The following is a 13,655-nucleotide window of genomic DNA, read 5'->3' as shown; positions in this document are numbered from 1 at the left end:
GAATTAAGATGGGTGCATATCTGCTCCGCCGACTACTGCTCATCATCCCCACCCTGTGGGCGATTATCACCATTAACTTTTTTATTGTGCAGATCGCGCCCGGCGGTCCGGTCGATCAGGCGATTGCGGCGATTGAGTTCGGCGACCGCGGCGGCTTGCCCGGCGCCGGAGATGGCGGCATGGCCGCCAGCCATGCGCGTACCGGGGTCAGCAACATCAGCGATGGGCACTATCGCGGCGGGCGCGGGCTGGACCCGGAGGTGATTGCCGAGATAACCCACCGCTACGGCTTTGATAAGCCGCTGCACGAGCGTTATTTTAAAATGCTCGGTGATTATCTGCGCTTTGATTTTGGCGATAGCCTGTTTCGCAGCTCATCGGTACTGCAGCTGATTAAAGACAGCCTGCCGGTCTCAATCACCCTGGGCCTGTGGAGTACGCTCATCATCTACCTGGTGTCAATTCCGTTGGGGATCCGTAAAGCGGTCAGCAACGGCAGCCATTTTGACGTCTGGAGCAGTACGCTGATTATTATCGGCTATGCCATCCCAGCGTTCCTGTTTGCCATTTTGCTGATCGTTATCTTTGCCGGCGGCAGCTATTTCGATCTCTTTCCGCTGCGCGGGCTGGTGTCAGCCAACTTCGACAGCCTGCCCTGGTACCAAAAAATCCTCGACTATCTCTGGCATATCACCCTACCGGTGCTGGCAACGGTGATCGGCGGTTTTGCCGCCCTCACGATGCTGACCAAAAACAGCTTTCTTGATGAAATCCGCAAGCAGTACGTGGTTACCGCACGCGCCAAGGGCGTCAGCGAAAAGCAGATCCTTTGGGGCCACGTGTTTCGCAACGCGATGCTGCTGGTGATTGCCGGTTTCCCGGCCACCTTTATCAGTATGTTTTTTACCGGTTCGCTGCTGATTGAGGTGATGTTCTCGCTAAACGGACTGGGGCTGCTGGGCTATGAGGCCACCGTATCTCGCGATTACCCGGTCATGTTCGGCACGCTGTATATTTTTACCCTGATTGGCCTGCTGCTGAATATCATCAGCGATATCAGCTATACGCTGGTCGATCCGCGAATCGATTTTGAGGGCCGCTAATGTCATTTTTTAGTCCCGTCAATCAGGCCCGCTGGGCGCGTTTTCGCCACAACCGCCGCGGCTACTGGTCGCTATGGCTCTTTTTAGCGCTTTTCGCCTGTAGCCTGTGCGCAGAGCTTATTGCTAACGATAAGCCGCTGCTGGTCCAGTACCGCGGCAGCTTCTACGTTCCGCTCCTGAAAAACTACAGTGAGACCACCTTCGGCGGCAGCTTTGCCACCGCCGCCGACTATCAGGACCCGTGGCTGCAAAAACGGCTGGCGGATAACGGCTGGGCCCTGTGGGCGCCGGTTCGTTTCGGCGCGACGACCATTAATTTCGCCACCGACGCGCCCTTCCCTTCGCCGCCGTCAGGACAGAACTGGCTGGGCACCGATGCCAACGGCGGGGACGTGCTGGCGCGTATTCTGTACGGCACGCGCATTTCCATTCTCTTTGGACTGCTGCTGACCTTCTTCTCCAGCGTACTGGGGGTGATGGCCGGCGCCGTTCAGGGGTATTACGGCGGGAAGATTGACCTCTGGGGGCAGCGGTTTATCGAAGTCTGGTCGGGAATGCCGACGCTGTTTCTGATTATCCTGCTCTCAAGCGTTGTACAGGCCAACTTCTGGTGGCTGCTGGCCATTACCGTGCTGTTCGGCTGGATGACGCTGGTCGGCGTGGTCCGGGCTGAGTTCCTGCGCACCCGTAACTATGATTATATCCGCGCCGCGCAGGCGCTTGGCGTCAGCGATCGCGCCATTATTCTGCGCCATATGCTGCCTAACGCCATGGTCGCCACCCTGACCTTCCTGCCGTTCATTCTGTGCAGTTCGATAACCACCCTGACCTCGCTCGATTTCCTCGGTTTTGGCCTGCTGCTGGGCTCCCCTTCGCTGGGCGAACTGCTGTTGCAGGGTAAAAACAACCTGCAGGCGCCCTGGCTGGGCATCGCCGCCTTTCTGTCGGTGGCGGTCCTGCTGACGTTATTGATTTTTATTGGTGAAGCGGTTCGCGACGCCTTTGACCCAAGCAAGGCGGTGTAGCATGACGCAACCTTTGTTAGATATCGATAACCTCTCCATCGCCTTTCGCCAGCAGGGTGAGACTACCCCCGTCGTCAGCGAACTGTCGCTGCAGATTGCCGTCGGCGAGACCCTGGCGCTGGTCGGCGAGTCCGGCTCCGGGAAGAGCGTGACCGCGCTATCGGTGCTGCGGCTACTCCCGTCGCCGCCGGTCAGCTATCCTGCCGGCGACATCCGTTTTCACGGCCAGTCGCTGCTGCACGCGGATGAACGCACCCTGCGCGGCGTGCGCGGTAACCGCATTGCGATGATCTTTCAGGAGCCGATGGTTTCGCTTAATCCACTGCATACTCTGGAAAAACAGCTGTACGAAGTGCTCTCTTTGCATCGCGGGATGCGCAAAGAAGCGGCGCGCGGGGAAATCCTCGACTGCCTCGATCGCGTCGGCATCCGCAACGCGCCCCGGCGGCTGGCCGACTATCCCCATCAGCTTTCCGGCGGCGAGCGCCAGCGGGTGATGATCGCCATGGCGCTGTTAACCCGCCCGGAGCTGCTTATCGCCGACGAACCCACCACCGCGCTGGACGTGTCGGTGCAGGCGCAAATCCTCACGCTGCTGCGGGAGCTGAAGCAAGAGTTGAATATGGGGCTGCTGTTTATCACCCATAATCTGAGCATCGTTCGTCAGCTCGCCGACCGCGTCGCGGTGATGCAGAACGGCCGCTGCGTGGAACAAAACGGCTGCAGGGCGCTGTTTTCCGCCCCCGAACACCCTTATACCCGCCGCCTGCTGGATAGCGAGCCGTCGGGCGATCCCGTCCCGCTCGCACCCGATGCGCCGGTATTACTGCGGGCGGAAAACTTGAGTATCGCCTTTCCGATACGTAAAGGTCTGCTGCGACGGGTTGTCGATCATAACCGCGTCGTTAATGCCGTCAGCTTTCATTTGCGCGCGGGAGAAACGCTGGGGCTGGTCGGCGAGTCAGGATCGGGCAAAAGCACCACCGGGCTGGCGCTTCTGCGTCTGATTCATTCCGCTGGCGCGATCGCCTTTGACGGTGAGGCGCTTCAGGGACGCAACCGTCGGCAGATGCTGCCGCTGCGTCGCCGCATGCAGGTGGTGTTTCAGGACCCTAACTCATCGCTAAACCCGCGGCTCAACGTGCTGCAAATTATTGAAGAGGGATTGCGCGTCCATCAACCGACGCTCGCGCCGGCCGAACGGGAGCAGGCGGTGATTCAGGTGATGCAGGAGGTCGGCCTCGATCCATACTCACGGCATCGCTACCCTGCCGCCTTCTCCGGCGGCCAGCGTCAGCGCATCGCGATCGCCAGGGCGCTGGTCGTCAAACCGCAGCTTATCGTGCTGGATGAGCCCACCTCATCGCTGGATAAAACCGTGCAAGCGCAAATCCTCGCGCTGCTGAAGGCGTTACAGCAAAAGCATCAGCTGGCCTATATTTTTATCAGCCATGATTTACGCGTCGTGAGGGCGTTGTGTCATCAGGTGATGGTGCTGCGGCAGGGAGAAGTCGTCGAGCAGGGTGAGTGCGAGCGCGTATTTACCGCTCCGCAGCAGGAGTATACCCGTCAGCTGCTGGCGTTAAGCTGACGGTCAGAAGGGATTGTTGCCGGAAAAAGGTTCCGCAATCGCCACGCCGAAATTTTTCAGGCGGCAGGTTGCAGCGAATTCGTCCTGACGGTTAACAAACAGGCACGGTTCCCCTTCGCATTCAACGACAGAGCTGTCGACCTCGATGTCGCTAAGCGCCTGGCTGAGCTTATGCATGACCGGCCACGCGCTTTCGCCATCGGGGCTGAGTAATTTCAACGCCACGAGGCTGTTTTCGCTCTGGGCGCCGTTTTGCGGAATCGGTTCAACTCTTGAACCTGCAAAACCGGCCAGCCAGCGATAGCTCTGCGGCAGACGGTGTACGATAGAGAGTTGCAGTGTATTCACGTGTTTACCCCGGAAGCAAAATACTTCACAATAATTTTACATCAATACTAACACATTATTGACAACCAGTCCTCTTCCTGCACAGAAAACGCTTACACCAGTGGCATAGCCGTGTTATTGGTTTGTAATGTAAAAGTTTATAATTGCGCAGATGGAACATCTTCGGGCTATATGTACCCGTTTCTGTGATCTAAAACAACTTTTTTATCGCAATCATGCGACTTTTTGAACGATTTGATTTTACATAAAATAAACAAATCGCTGAACAGAGAAGCCAGATTTGGTTGACATGCATCAAAAAAAGGGGCGATATCGCCCCCTGAAAGTCGCTTAGCGCGCGGCTTTGCGCCGTCGGCTGGCGTAGAGGTAAAAGAGGATGGAGCTGCTGGCGCAGAAGGCGATAGAAATCAGCATTGGCCAGGCGGTGGTAAACGTCGCCATCGACAGCAGCGCGCCGACAATGGCGCCAATCCCGAAACGGAACGTCCCTGCCAGCGAGGAAGCGGTCCCGGCCATATGCGGAAACTCATCGAGAATCACCGCCATCGCGTTAGAGGAGACCATCGAAACGCAGCCGATGAACGCCGCCACGCCAAACACCAGCGCCCAGAACCCCACGCCAAACAGCGCGCACACGACCATCCACGCCGCCATCGCAAACTGGATCCATAGCCCGGCGCGGAACATATTCAGCGCCCCAACCCGCCGCACAAAGCGGCTGTTGATCATGGTCATGACAAACAGGAAGACGACGTTCAGCGCAAAATAGTAGCCAAAGTGCTGCGGTGAAACGTGGTTGATATTGATATAGACAAACGGGCCGGCGCTCAGAAACGAGAACATCCCGGCGAAGCTGAAACCGCTTGCCAGCATATAGCTCAGCACCCGCTTGTGGCGAAACAGCGTCGCGAAGTTGCCGAGCGTAGTGCGAATATGAAATTTCTGTCGGCGTTCCGGCGGCAGGGTCTCGCTAATAAAGAAGGCGATCATCGCCGAGGCTAATAGCGCCGCCACCGCGAGGATCCAGAAGATCGCATGCCAGCTAAACCACACCAGCACCGCTCCGCCGACCATCGGCGCCACCAGCGGCGCGACGGTGGTCACCAGCATGACGAACGACATCATCCGCGAGAACTCTTCCTTGGGATAGATATCGCGCATCAGGGCGTTAATCACCACGCTCGCCGCCGCGGCCGCCAGGCCGTGGAAAAAGCGCATGGTGATCAGCATATCGATAGTCTGCGACAGCGCGCAGGCCACCGCCGCCGCGGCAAAAACCAACGTACCCCCCAGTATCACCGGTTTACGCCCCATGCTGTCCGCCATTGGGCCATATAAAAGCTGGCCCAGGGCAAAGCCCAGAATATAGGTACTGAGCGTCATCTGCGCGCTGCCGTCCGGCACATTAAACTGCGCCGCAATCACCGGCAGCGCCGGAAGATACATATCAATCGACAGCGGCATTAACATGGCCAGCAGGCCAAGAATAAACACAATCCCTAATGAAGAATTCTGCTTTGCCGTCACGTTTTACTCCGCGCTTGTTGGACGCCAACGCTGGCAATTTCTTCTGCCGTCAGCGGACGATATTCACCCGGCGCCAGCGACGCATCAAGCGCGATATCGCCAATACGTTCGCGATGCAGGCCAACCACATGATTCCCCACCGCGGCAAACATCCGCTTCACCTGATGGTAGCGCCCTTCGCTAATGGTCAGGCGGACTTCGGTCGGCGTCACCACTTCCAGCACCGCCGGTTTGGTCAGGTCTTTCTCATTATGCAGCTGAACGCCTTTGGCAAACTGCTCGGCGGTGGACTCATCCACCGGATTTTCCAGCGTCACCAGATAGGTTTTTTCGCAATGGTGGCGCGGGGAAGTAATGCGGTGCGACCACTGGCCATCGTCGGTCATCAATACCAGTCCGGTGGTGTCGATATCCAGACGCCCCGCGGCATGCAGCTTGTGCGCCACCGGCTCGTCGAGGAAATAAAGGACCGTTGGATGATCCGGATCGTCGGTGGAACAAACGTAACCCTGCGGCTTGTTGAGCATAAAGTAGCGCGGGCCGGTCTGCTGAACCAGCGTATTGCCGTCATACTCGACGTCATGCTCCGGCAGAAGCTTGAAGGAGGAGTCTTTTACAATGTCGCCGTCCACGGTAACGCGGCTGCCGCGGATTTCACGCCCGGCAATAGCCCGGCTAACGCCAAGTTGCTGAGCGATAAACTTATCAAGTCGCATGAGATTTTTTTAGCCTGTACAAGTGCTGGAGCGGGCAACGCGCCCGAAAAAGAAGAATTTCATGGGGTAGTATAACGGGCTATTAACACCACTCAAGGGAAAAGATTCGTGGCATACTATTCGCGAGTTAATTAACCGCCATAAATTCATGACATTTACATTACGTCCCTACCAAAAAGAGGCGGTCGACGCGACGCTCGCCTGGTTTCGCCGCCATCATGAACCTGCCGCGATTGTGCTGCCGACAGGCGCAGGTAAAAGCCTGGTTATCGCCGAACTTGCGCGCCTGGCGCGCGGTCGCGTGCTGGTGCTGGCGCACGTTAAAGAGCTGGTGGCGCAGAACCACGCCAAGTATTGCGCGCTCGGCCTGGAAGCGGATATTTTCGCCGCGGGCCTTAAGCGTAAAGAGAGCCACGGTAAAGTGGTCTTTGGCAGCGTGCAGTCGGTCGCCCGCAACCTCGACCAGTTTCAGGGCGAGTTTTCGCTGCTGATCGTCGACGAGTGCCACCGCATCAGCGACGATGATGACAGCCAGTATCAGCAGATTATCAGCCACCTTCAGCAGGTCAATCCGCACCTGCGCCTGCTGGGGCTGACCGCGACGCCTTTTCGCCTCGGTAAGGGGTGGATTTACCAGTTCCACTACCACGGCATGGTGCGCGGTGATGAAAACGCGCTATTTCGCGACTGCATCTACGAGCTGCCGCTGCGCTATATGATTAAGAACGGCTACCTGACGCCGCCGGAGCGGCTGGATATGCCGGTGGTTCAATATGACTTCAGCCGCCTGCAGGCGCAAAGTAACGGCCTGTTCAGCGAGGCTGATTTAAACCACGAACTGAAAAAACAGCAGCGCGTCACGCCGCATATCGTCAGCCAAATCGTTGAATTCGCCCAAACGCGCAAAGGGGTGATGATTTTCGCCGCCACCGTTGAACACGCCCGCGAAGTGACCGGGTTGCTTCCGCAGGGCGAAGCGGCCTTAATCACCGGTGAAACGCCGGGGCCGGAGCGCGATCGCATCATCGACGCGTTTAAAGCTCAGCAGTACCGCTATCTGGTTAACGTCGCGGTACTGACGACCGGCTTTGATGCCCCGCATGTCGATCTGATCGCCATCCTGCGCCCGACCGAGTCGGTGAGCCTTTACCAACAGATCGTCGGCCGCGGTCTGCGCCTGGCGCCGGGTAAAACGGACTGCCTGATTCTCGATTACGCCGGTAATCCGCACGACCTTTACGCGCCTGAAGTGGGAACACCGAAGGGGAAAAGCGACAACGTGCCGGTCCAGGTTTTTTGCCCGGCATGCGGTTTCGCCAATACGTTCTGGGGGAAAACCACCGCCGACGGCACGCTGATTGAACACTTTGGCCGCCGCTGCCAGGGCTGGTTTGAGGATGACGAAGGCCATCGCGAGCAGTGTGATTTTCGTTTTCGCTTTAAAAACTGCCCGCAGTGTAACGCGGAAAACGACATCGCCGCCCGCCGCTGCCGCGAGTGCGATACCATCCTGGTCGACCCCGACGACATGCTGAAAGCCGCGCTGAAGCTTAAAGATGCGCTGGTGCTGCGCTGTAGCGGTATGGATCTGCAGCACGGCGCGGATGACAAAGGCGCCTGGCTAAAAATCACCTATTACGACGAAGATGGCGCGGACGTTAGTGAGCGCTTCCGCCTGCATACGCCCGCCCAGCGCACCGCCTTTGAGCAGCTCTTTATCCGCCCGCATACCCGAACGCCGGGCGTACCGCTGCGCTGGATAACGCCCGCCGATATCCTCGCCCAGCAGGCGCTTCTGCGCCATCCGGACTTTGTCGTGGCGCGCATGAAGGGGCAATACTGGCAGGTGCGGGAGAAAGTATTTGATTATCAGGGGCGATTCCGCCGGGCCAACGAACTACGCTAATCGTCCTCACGTCTGAGGTTTTGGTTGCTGCAAACACCTATGGCGGCTATAATGCCGCCCGCTTTTGCATTCGCAAAGCAGATAATCTGCCTGCTGCTGGGTCGCCTGTAGCAGGATTTATATATAGAGAGACATCAATGTTTACTATCAACGCAGAAGTACGTAAAGAGCAGGGTAAGGGTGCGAGCCGCCGCCTGCGTGCAGCTAACAAATTCCCGGCCATCATCTATGGCGGCGAAGCTGCGCCAGTAGCAATCGAACTGGATCACGACAAAGTGTGGAACATGCAGACCAACGCTGAGTTCTACAACGAAGTTCTGACCATCGTTGTTGATGGCAAAGAAGAGAAAGTTAAAGCTCAGGCTGTTCAGCGTCACCCGTTCAAGCCGAAGCTGTCCCACATCGACTTCGTTCGCGCTTAATCGCTCGCTGAAAGTTGTATGGCAAGCGCCCCGCTCCGCAAGGTTCGGGGCGTTTTGTTTATCAGCCGAGTAGCGTTGACCTGTTCAGCGCCAGATGCTGCAACAGCATAATCGTTTTCGCATCGACGATTTCCCCTTCGCGAATAGCCTGCAGCGCTTTTTCCAGCGGCCACTCCAGCACCTCGATATCTTCCCCTTCCGTCGCCAGGCCGCCACCGTCGCCGCGCCGATCGTCGGCAGAGTATTCGGCAATGAAAAAGTAAAGCTTCTCCGTCACCGAACCGGGGCTCATGTAAGCGGTGAATACCGGCTCTATGCGTGTGACGCGAAAACCGGTCTCCTCTTCGGCTTCGGCAACGATGCGCGCCTCAGGAGAAGCGTTATCCAGCAGTCCGGCGGCAGCTTCGATCAAAAATCCATCATGGCCGTTAATCCACACCGGAAAGCGAAACTGGCGAACCAGCACTACCGTTTGCTTTTCACGATTGTAGAGCAGGATCACCGCGCCGTTGCCGCGATCGTAAGCTTCCCGGCTCTGCTCCTGCCAGCGCCCGTCACGGCGCAGTAGTTCAAAGGTATATTTCTTGAGCGTGTACCAGTTGTCCGATAATAGCGTTTCGCGGATATGGCGAACGCGCGGTGCGTCAGCGTGCATGTTTTTCCCCTTTTAGGTGACAGCGAGCAACATAACATGCATAATCGTGCACAAACAAGATCACTCATGAAGGTATTTTGATGCTCGCCAGCCAGAGAAAACAGCAGATTTTGCAGATCCTCGCCGAGGAAAAACAGGTGATGTCCGGAGATCTCAGCCAGCGCTTTAGCGTATCAGAGGACTCCATTCGCCGGGATCTGCGGGAGCTGGCCGCGGAAGGCAAGCTGCAGCGCGTCCACGGCGGCGCGCTGCCGGTTTCCGAAGCCATCGCGCCTATTGAAACAAGAAAGAACGTGCAAATCGCCTCAAAGCAGAGCATTGCCCAGCGCGCGGTTGAGCTCATTCAGCCCGGTCAGGTGGTGATTGTTGACGGCGGCACCACCACCGGGGAGATGATGCGCCTGCTGCCGGATAACCTCGCGTGTACCGTGGTCACCCATAGCCCGGGGATTGCCGTCGCGCTGGTGCAAAAACCGCTCATCGAGGTGATTTTGATCGGCGGCCGGTTGTTTAAACATTCCGTCGTCAGCGTCGGGTCTGCGGCCCTCGAGAGTATTTCCCGTATCAACGCCGATCTGTTTTTTATGGGCGTCACCGGCGTTCACCCCCGGGCGGGATTCACCACCGGTGACTATGAAGAAGCGGGCATTAAACGCGCGCTGGCGGCGCGGGCTGCCGAAACGGTGGTGATGGCGTCACAAGAAAAGCTTAACTCCGCGTCGGCCTTTGCCATCGGCGAGCTGGGGGCAGCCAGTACGCTGATCGTGGATACGACCCTGGACGAGGCGCTGCGACAGCAGCTAACCCTGGCGGGTGTAGAAATCCTCTACGCCCTGTAATACGGGTTCAGGCAAAAAAAATCCCGACTCGACGTCGGGATTTTGTGCATTAATTTCCGCCAGAAGTACGGCGCTGTAGCTGGTCGCGCAGGTTCGGCGGCGTGCCTTTAATGGTTAAGGTATCCGTAGCCGGATCCCAGAACACCCGCTCGCCCAGCAGCATAGCGTCAAAATTAATGGTTAACCCGCCGCCGCTGCCGGCAAACTTGGTTAACTGACGCAGCGTGCTGCGATCCGCCGGGAAGCTCTCTTCCAGCTCGTAGCCTTGTTCGGCGGTAAATTCCTGAAAGGTTTTCTCGCTGACGCCCGCCAGCTCTTTCGACAGCGACTCCAGCTCGATTTCCTCACCGGCCTGCAGCTGCTCGTTGCAGTAGCTGTATACCTGCTGGCGCACGTTTTGACGTTCAGATTTATCCAGCTGCGCATCGGCGGCGAAATCATCAAGCGCCTGCAGCAGGCCGCGGTTCTGCGCTTTGGCGTTCAGCCCTTCGCTGGCGCCGAGGAAATCCATAAAGAAATCCGCCACCTTGCGCCCTACCCGCCCCTTCAGGAAGGTCAGATAGCGCGTTGACTCCGGGTTGGTTTCCCACTCCGTTAAATCAATACGCGCGACGATATCCGCGTGATTGATGTCCAGATAATGGGTGGAGCTGATATCCAGCTCTTCGTTGACGCGCATGCTGCTTAGGTTGTTCAGCACCGCCACCATCAGATATTCCACCGCCAGATAACGATACTGGCAAAACAGCACAATACCGCCTTCTGCAAAGGGATATTTTGCCAGTTCGTCGCGCAGGCGCCCGGTAGCGGCGCGGCTAAACGGCAGGAACGCTTCTTCGCCCTTACGCTGCCCGCGCAGCGCCTGCGCCAGCTCGCTCTCTTCATTAAACAGGCCGTAGGCTTTATTTTTTGCGCTATAGACACGATGCAGTTCGGCCATCATCTCGACAACCGTCGCCGTCGGCTCCAGCAACGATTCGCGCAGCACCAGCTCCAGATTTTGTTCATCACGTTTGATTAACTGATGCAGGGCAATCTGGTCGATATCCAGACTCATGTTAAACTCTCCTTTTAGACCGGGCGGTATTCAACCACCGCGGGGGCAACGACGCAACCGCCGCGTGACTCTTTGCGAGCGAAGCCGCGCGCTTTTGCGTCGTGGCGAAAAAATGCGGAAAAAAAGCTGCTGCTACGGTAATATGTTGCCCTTTCACGAACAAACAGATTTTGAGTTTATGCCGCAATTATCCCGCTATAGCGATGAACACGTCGAACAGCTGCTCAGCGAGCTGACGAGCGTTCTGGAAACACATAAAGCGCCCGTTGACCTTTCACTGATGGTTCTGGGCAATATGGTGACTAACCTGATCAACAGTAGCGTCGCGCCGGCGCAGCGTCAGGCCATCGCCCGTTCTTTTGCCCAGGCGCTGCAGTCATCTATCAACGACGATCCAGCGCACTAAGGATAACGAACAACAGTATATGGTGACTCTTCGTCAGCCCTACCGAGAAAAAGTCTCCCAGATGGTCAGCTGGGGGCACTGGTTCGCCCTTTTCAACATGTTGTTGGCTATGGTGCTCGGCAGTCGCTATCTGTTTGTCGCCGACTGGCCAACGACGCTTGCCGGACGCCTCTTTTCGTACGTCAGCCTCGTTGGTCACTTCAGCTTCCTGGTCTTTACCAGCTACGTGCTGATTCTTTTCCCTCTGACTTTTATCGTCGTCTCTCAGCGCTTAATGCGCTTTATCTCGGTTATTCTGGCGACCGTGGGCATGACGCTGCTGCTAATCGACAGCGAAGTTTTCACCCGTTTCCACCTGCATCTTAATCCCTTTGTCTGGGAACTGGTTATCAACCCCGACCAGAACGAGATGGCGCGCGACTGGCAACTGATGTTTATCAGCGTACCGATCATTTTCCTGCTGGAAATGCTCTTCGCGACCTGGAGCTGGCAGAAGCTGCGCAGCCTGACGCGTCGCCGCCACTACGCCCGACCCGTTGCCTGGTTCTTCTTTATCTCCTTTATCAGTAGCCATCTGGTCTATATCTGGGCGGATGCCAACTTCTATCGTCCGATCACCATGCAGCGGGCCAACCTGCCGCTCTCCTATCCGATGACGGCGCGCCGTTTCCTGGAAAAACATGGCCTGCTCGACGCGCAGGACTACCAGCGCCGTCTGGTGGAACAAGGCGCGCCGGAAGCCGTCTCGGTGCAATATCCGCTGAGCGATCTGCGTTATCGCGATCTCGGTACCGGTTATAACGTGCTGCTGATTACCGTTGATAACCTTAATTATTCGCGCTTTGAGAAAAACATGCCGGCGCTGGCCGGGTTCGCGAAAGACAACGTGAACTTTACCCAGCACATGAGCTCCGGCAACACCGCTGACAGCGGTATGTTTGGCCTGTTCTACGGTATTTCACCGAGCTATATGGACGGCGTTCTGTCTGCGCGTATCCCCGCGGCGCTGATTACGTCGCTGAATCAGCAGGGTTATCAGCTGGGCCTGTTCTCATCAGATGGCTTTAGCAGCCCACTCTACCGTCAGGCGCTGCTGTCCGATTTCTCACTGCCCGTCGCGAAAGCGCAAAGCGACGAGCAGACGGCAAACCAGTGGATTAACTGGCTGGACCGCTACGCCCAGGATGAAAACCGCTGGTTCTCGTGGGTTTCGCTCAACGGCACTACCTTTGACGACGGGCAGCAGCAAAACTTCGTCCGCCGCTACGGTAACGCCGCGGGCGCGGTCGATACGCAAATTGGCCGCGTGCTGAACGCGCTGCGGGAAGCAGGCAAGCTGGACAACACGGTGGTTATCGTAACCGCGGGCCGTGGAATGCCGCTGAACCCGCAGCATGAGCAGTTTGGCTGGTCGCGCGAGCAGCTGCAGGTTCCCTTAGTGATCCATTGGCCGGGCACGCCGGCTCAGGAGATCGCGACGCTGACCGATAATAAAGACGTGATGACGACGCTGATGCAGCGTTTGCTCCACGTCTCTACCCCGGCCAACGAGTATTCGCAAGGTGAGGATCTGTTTAGCGCCGCCCGCCGTCGTGCCTGGGTCACCGCGGCCAATAGCGATACGCTGGCCATAACCACGCCGAAATTCACGGTTGTACTTAATCACAACGGCACTTACAGAACGTGGAACAGCGACGGCGAGAAAATTAACGATCAAAAACCGCAGCTCAGCTTGCTGCTGCAGGTGCTGACCGATGAAAAACGCTTTATCGCTAACTGATTGATTATTTATAAATCAATCAGTCATTTCCCGGCTTGCATTCGCTTGGGGAACGGGTAATATTGTTCCCCACGAATCGGCACGTAGCGCAGCCTGGTAGCGCACCGTCATGGGGTGTCGGGGGTCGGAGGTTCAAATCCTCTCGTGCCGACCAAATTATTCACCGATTAAATCGGTAACCCCTTAAGAACCCGCACTCTCACAGAGTTTGCGGGTTTTTTAATGTCATATTTCCACCCTGTTCTAAGCGAAACGCTACCGCGACTCTGATTGTAAATCC

At 57.1% G+C, this 13,655-nt stretch carries 13 protein-coding genes and 1 tRNA gene; 9 read left to right on the top strand and 5 right to left on the bottom strand.

The window, feature by feature from the left end; all coding sequences use genetic code 11:
* Positions 1-8 precede the first annotated feature (8 nt).
* From ABLU67_RS06990 to yejF, 3 genes are read left to right on the top strand one after another with little or no spacing between them, the layout of a single operon-like run.
* Complete coding sequence (locus ABLU67_RS06990; protein ID WP_004122930.1) at positions 9-1,103, top strand: microcin C ABC transporter permease YejB; 1,095 nt, start codon at positions 9-11, stop codon at positions 1,101-1,103.
* Positions 1,103-2,128 carry a microcin C ABC transporter permease gene (locus tag ABLU67_RS06985; RefSeq protein WP_348852225.1) on the top strand — a complete coding sequence of 342 codons (1,026 nt, stop codon included), beginning with the start codon at positions 1,103-1,105 and terminating at the stop codon, positions 2,126-2,128. Before ABLU67_RS06990 ends, ABLU67_RS06985 begins: the two co-directional genes overlap by 1 nt.
* 1 nt (position 2,129) lies before the next feature.
* Positions 2,130-3,719: a microcin C ABC transporter ATP-binding protein YejF gene (gene yejF / locus ABLU67_RS06980; RefSeq protein ID WP_201149274.1), complete on the top strand. Its 1,590-nt coding sequence runs from the start codon at positions 2,130-2,132 to the stop codon at positions 3,717-3,719.
* Positions 3,720-3,722: 3 nt separating this feature from the next.
* Here the strand turns inward: yejF and ABLU67_RS06975 are convergent, their stop codons facing one another.
* The 3 genes from ABLU67_RS06975 to rsuA all read right to left on the bottom strand — a co-directional run bounded on the left by ABLU67_RS06975 (position 3,723) and on the right by rsuA (position 6,310).
* The gene (locus ABLU67_RS06975) at positions 3,723-4,067 is read right to left on the bottom strand and encodes a YejG family protein (RefSeq protein WP_004122937.1); all 345 of its coding nucleotides are present in this window, start codon (positions 4,065-4,067) and stop codon (positions 3,723-3,725) included.
* Positions 4,068-4,397: 330 nt separating this feature from the next.
* Positions 4,398-5,594, bottom strand: coding sequence for a Bcr/CflA family multidrug efflux MFS transporter (locus tag ABLU67_RS06970; protein ID WP_014230177.1), 1,197 nt, complete (start codon positions 5,592-5,594; stop codon positions 4,398-4,400).
* A complete protein-coding gene (gene rsuA / locus ABLU67_RS06965) occupies positions 5,591-6,310 on the bottom strand; it encodes a 16S rRNA pseudouridine(516) synthase RsuA (protein WP_348852224.1) in 720 nt (239 codons plus the stop codon). The genes ABLU67_RS06970 and rsuA overlap by 4 nt, the downstream gene beginning before the upstream one ends.
* 148 nt (positions 6,311-6,458) lie before the next feature.
* Between rsuA and ABLU67_RS06960 the strand changes: the two genes are divergently transcribed.
* Positions 6,459-8,216, top strand: a complete 1,758-nt coding sequence (locus ABLU67_RS06960) for a DEAD/DEAH box helicase (protein WP_116280105.1) — start codon at positions 6,459-6,461, stop codon at positions 8,214-8,216.
* Between the two features lie 137 nt (positions 8,217-8,353).
* Positions 8,354-8,638 carry a 50S ribosomal protein L25 gene (gene rplY / locus ABLU67_RS06955; RefSeq protein WP_004103955.1) on the top strand — a complete coding sequence of 95 codons (285 nt, stop codon included), beginning with the start codon at positions 8,354-8,356 and terminating at the stop codon, positions 8,636-8,638.
* 61 nt (positions 8,639-8,699) lie between these two features.
* On the opposite strand, the gene ABLU67_RS06950 is transcribed toward rplY, so the two are convergent.
* Positions 8,700-9,293 (bottom strand): NUDIX domain-containing protein, encoded by a 594-nt coding sequence (locus ABLU67_RS06950; RefSeq protein WP_009654037.1) that lies wholly within the window; start codon positions 9,291-9,293, stop codon positions 8,700-8,702.
* An 80-nt stretch (positions 9,294-9,373) separates the two neighbouring features.
* Here ABLU67_RS06950 and ABLU67_RS06945 point away from each other — a divergent pair, with 80 nt between their 5' ends.
* Positions 9,374-10,132 carry a DeoR/GlpR family DNA-binding transcription regulator gene (locus tag ABLU67_RS06945; RefSeq protein WP_064404463.1) on the top strand — a complete coding sequence of 253 codons (759 nt, stop codon included), beginning with the start codon at positions 9,374-9,376 and terminating at the stop codon, positions 10,130-10,132.
* Between the two features lie 49 nt (positions 10,133-10,181).
* On the opposite strand, the gene yejK is transcribed toward ABLU67_RS06945, so the two are convergent.
* Positions 10,182-11,189, bottom strand: coding sequence for a nucleoid-associated protein YejK (yejK, locus tag ABLU67_RS06940; RefSeq protein ID WP_004122954.1), 1,008 nt, complete (start codon positions 11,187-11,189; stop codon positions 10,182-10,184).
* 178 nt (positions 11,190-11,367) lie between these two features.
* Between yejK and ABLU67_RS06935 the strand changes: the two genes are divergently transcribed.
* The 3 genes from ABLU67_RS06935 to ABLU67_RS06925 all read left to right on the top strand — a co-directional run bounded on the left by ABLU67_RS06935 (position 11,368) and on the right by ABLU67_RS06925 (position 13,529).
* On the top strand, positions 11,368-11,595 hold the full coding sequence (locus tag ABLU67_RS06935) for a YejL family protein (RefSeq protein ID WP_004133900.1): 228 nt from the start codon (positions 11,368-11,370) through the stop codon (positions 11,593-11,595).
* A gap of 19 nt (positions 11,596-11,614) precedes the next feature.
* Positions 11,615-13,375: an LPS biosynthesis-modulating metalloenzyme YejM gene (gene yejM, locus ABLU67_RS06930; protein ID WP_014230182.1), complete on the top strand. Its 1,761-nt coding sequence runs from the start codon at positions 11,615-11,617 to the stop codon at positions 13,373-13,375.
* A 77-nt stretch (positions 13,376-13,452) separates the two neighbouring features.
* Positions 13,453-13,529 (top strand) — tRNA-Pro (locus ABLU67_RS06925).
* Positions 13,530-13,655 lie beyond the last annotated feature (126 nt).

The sequence above is a fragment of the Klebsiella sp. GN_Kp190 genome, from assembly GCF_040061795.1.
GTDB classification, from domain to species: Bacteria; Pseudomonadota; Gammaproteobacteria; order Enterobacterales; family Enterobacteriaceae; genus Klebsiella; species Klebsiella michiganensis.
This window is presented reverse-complemented; position numbering and strand designations above follow the sequence as displayed.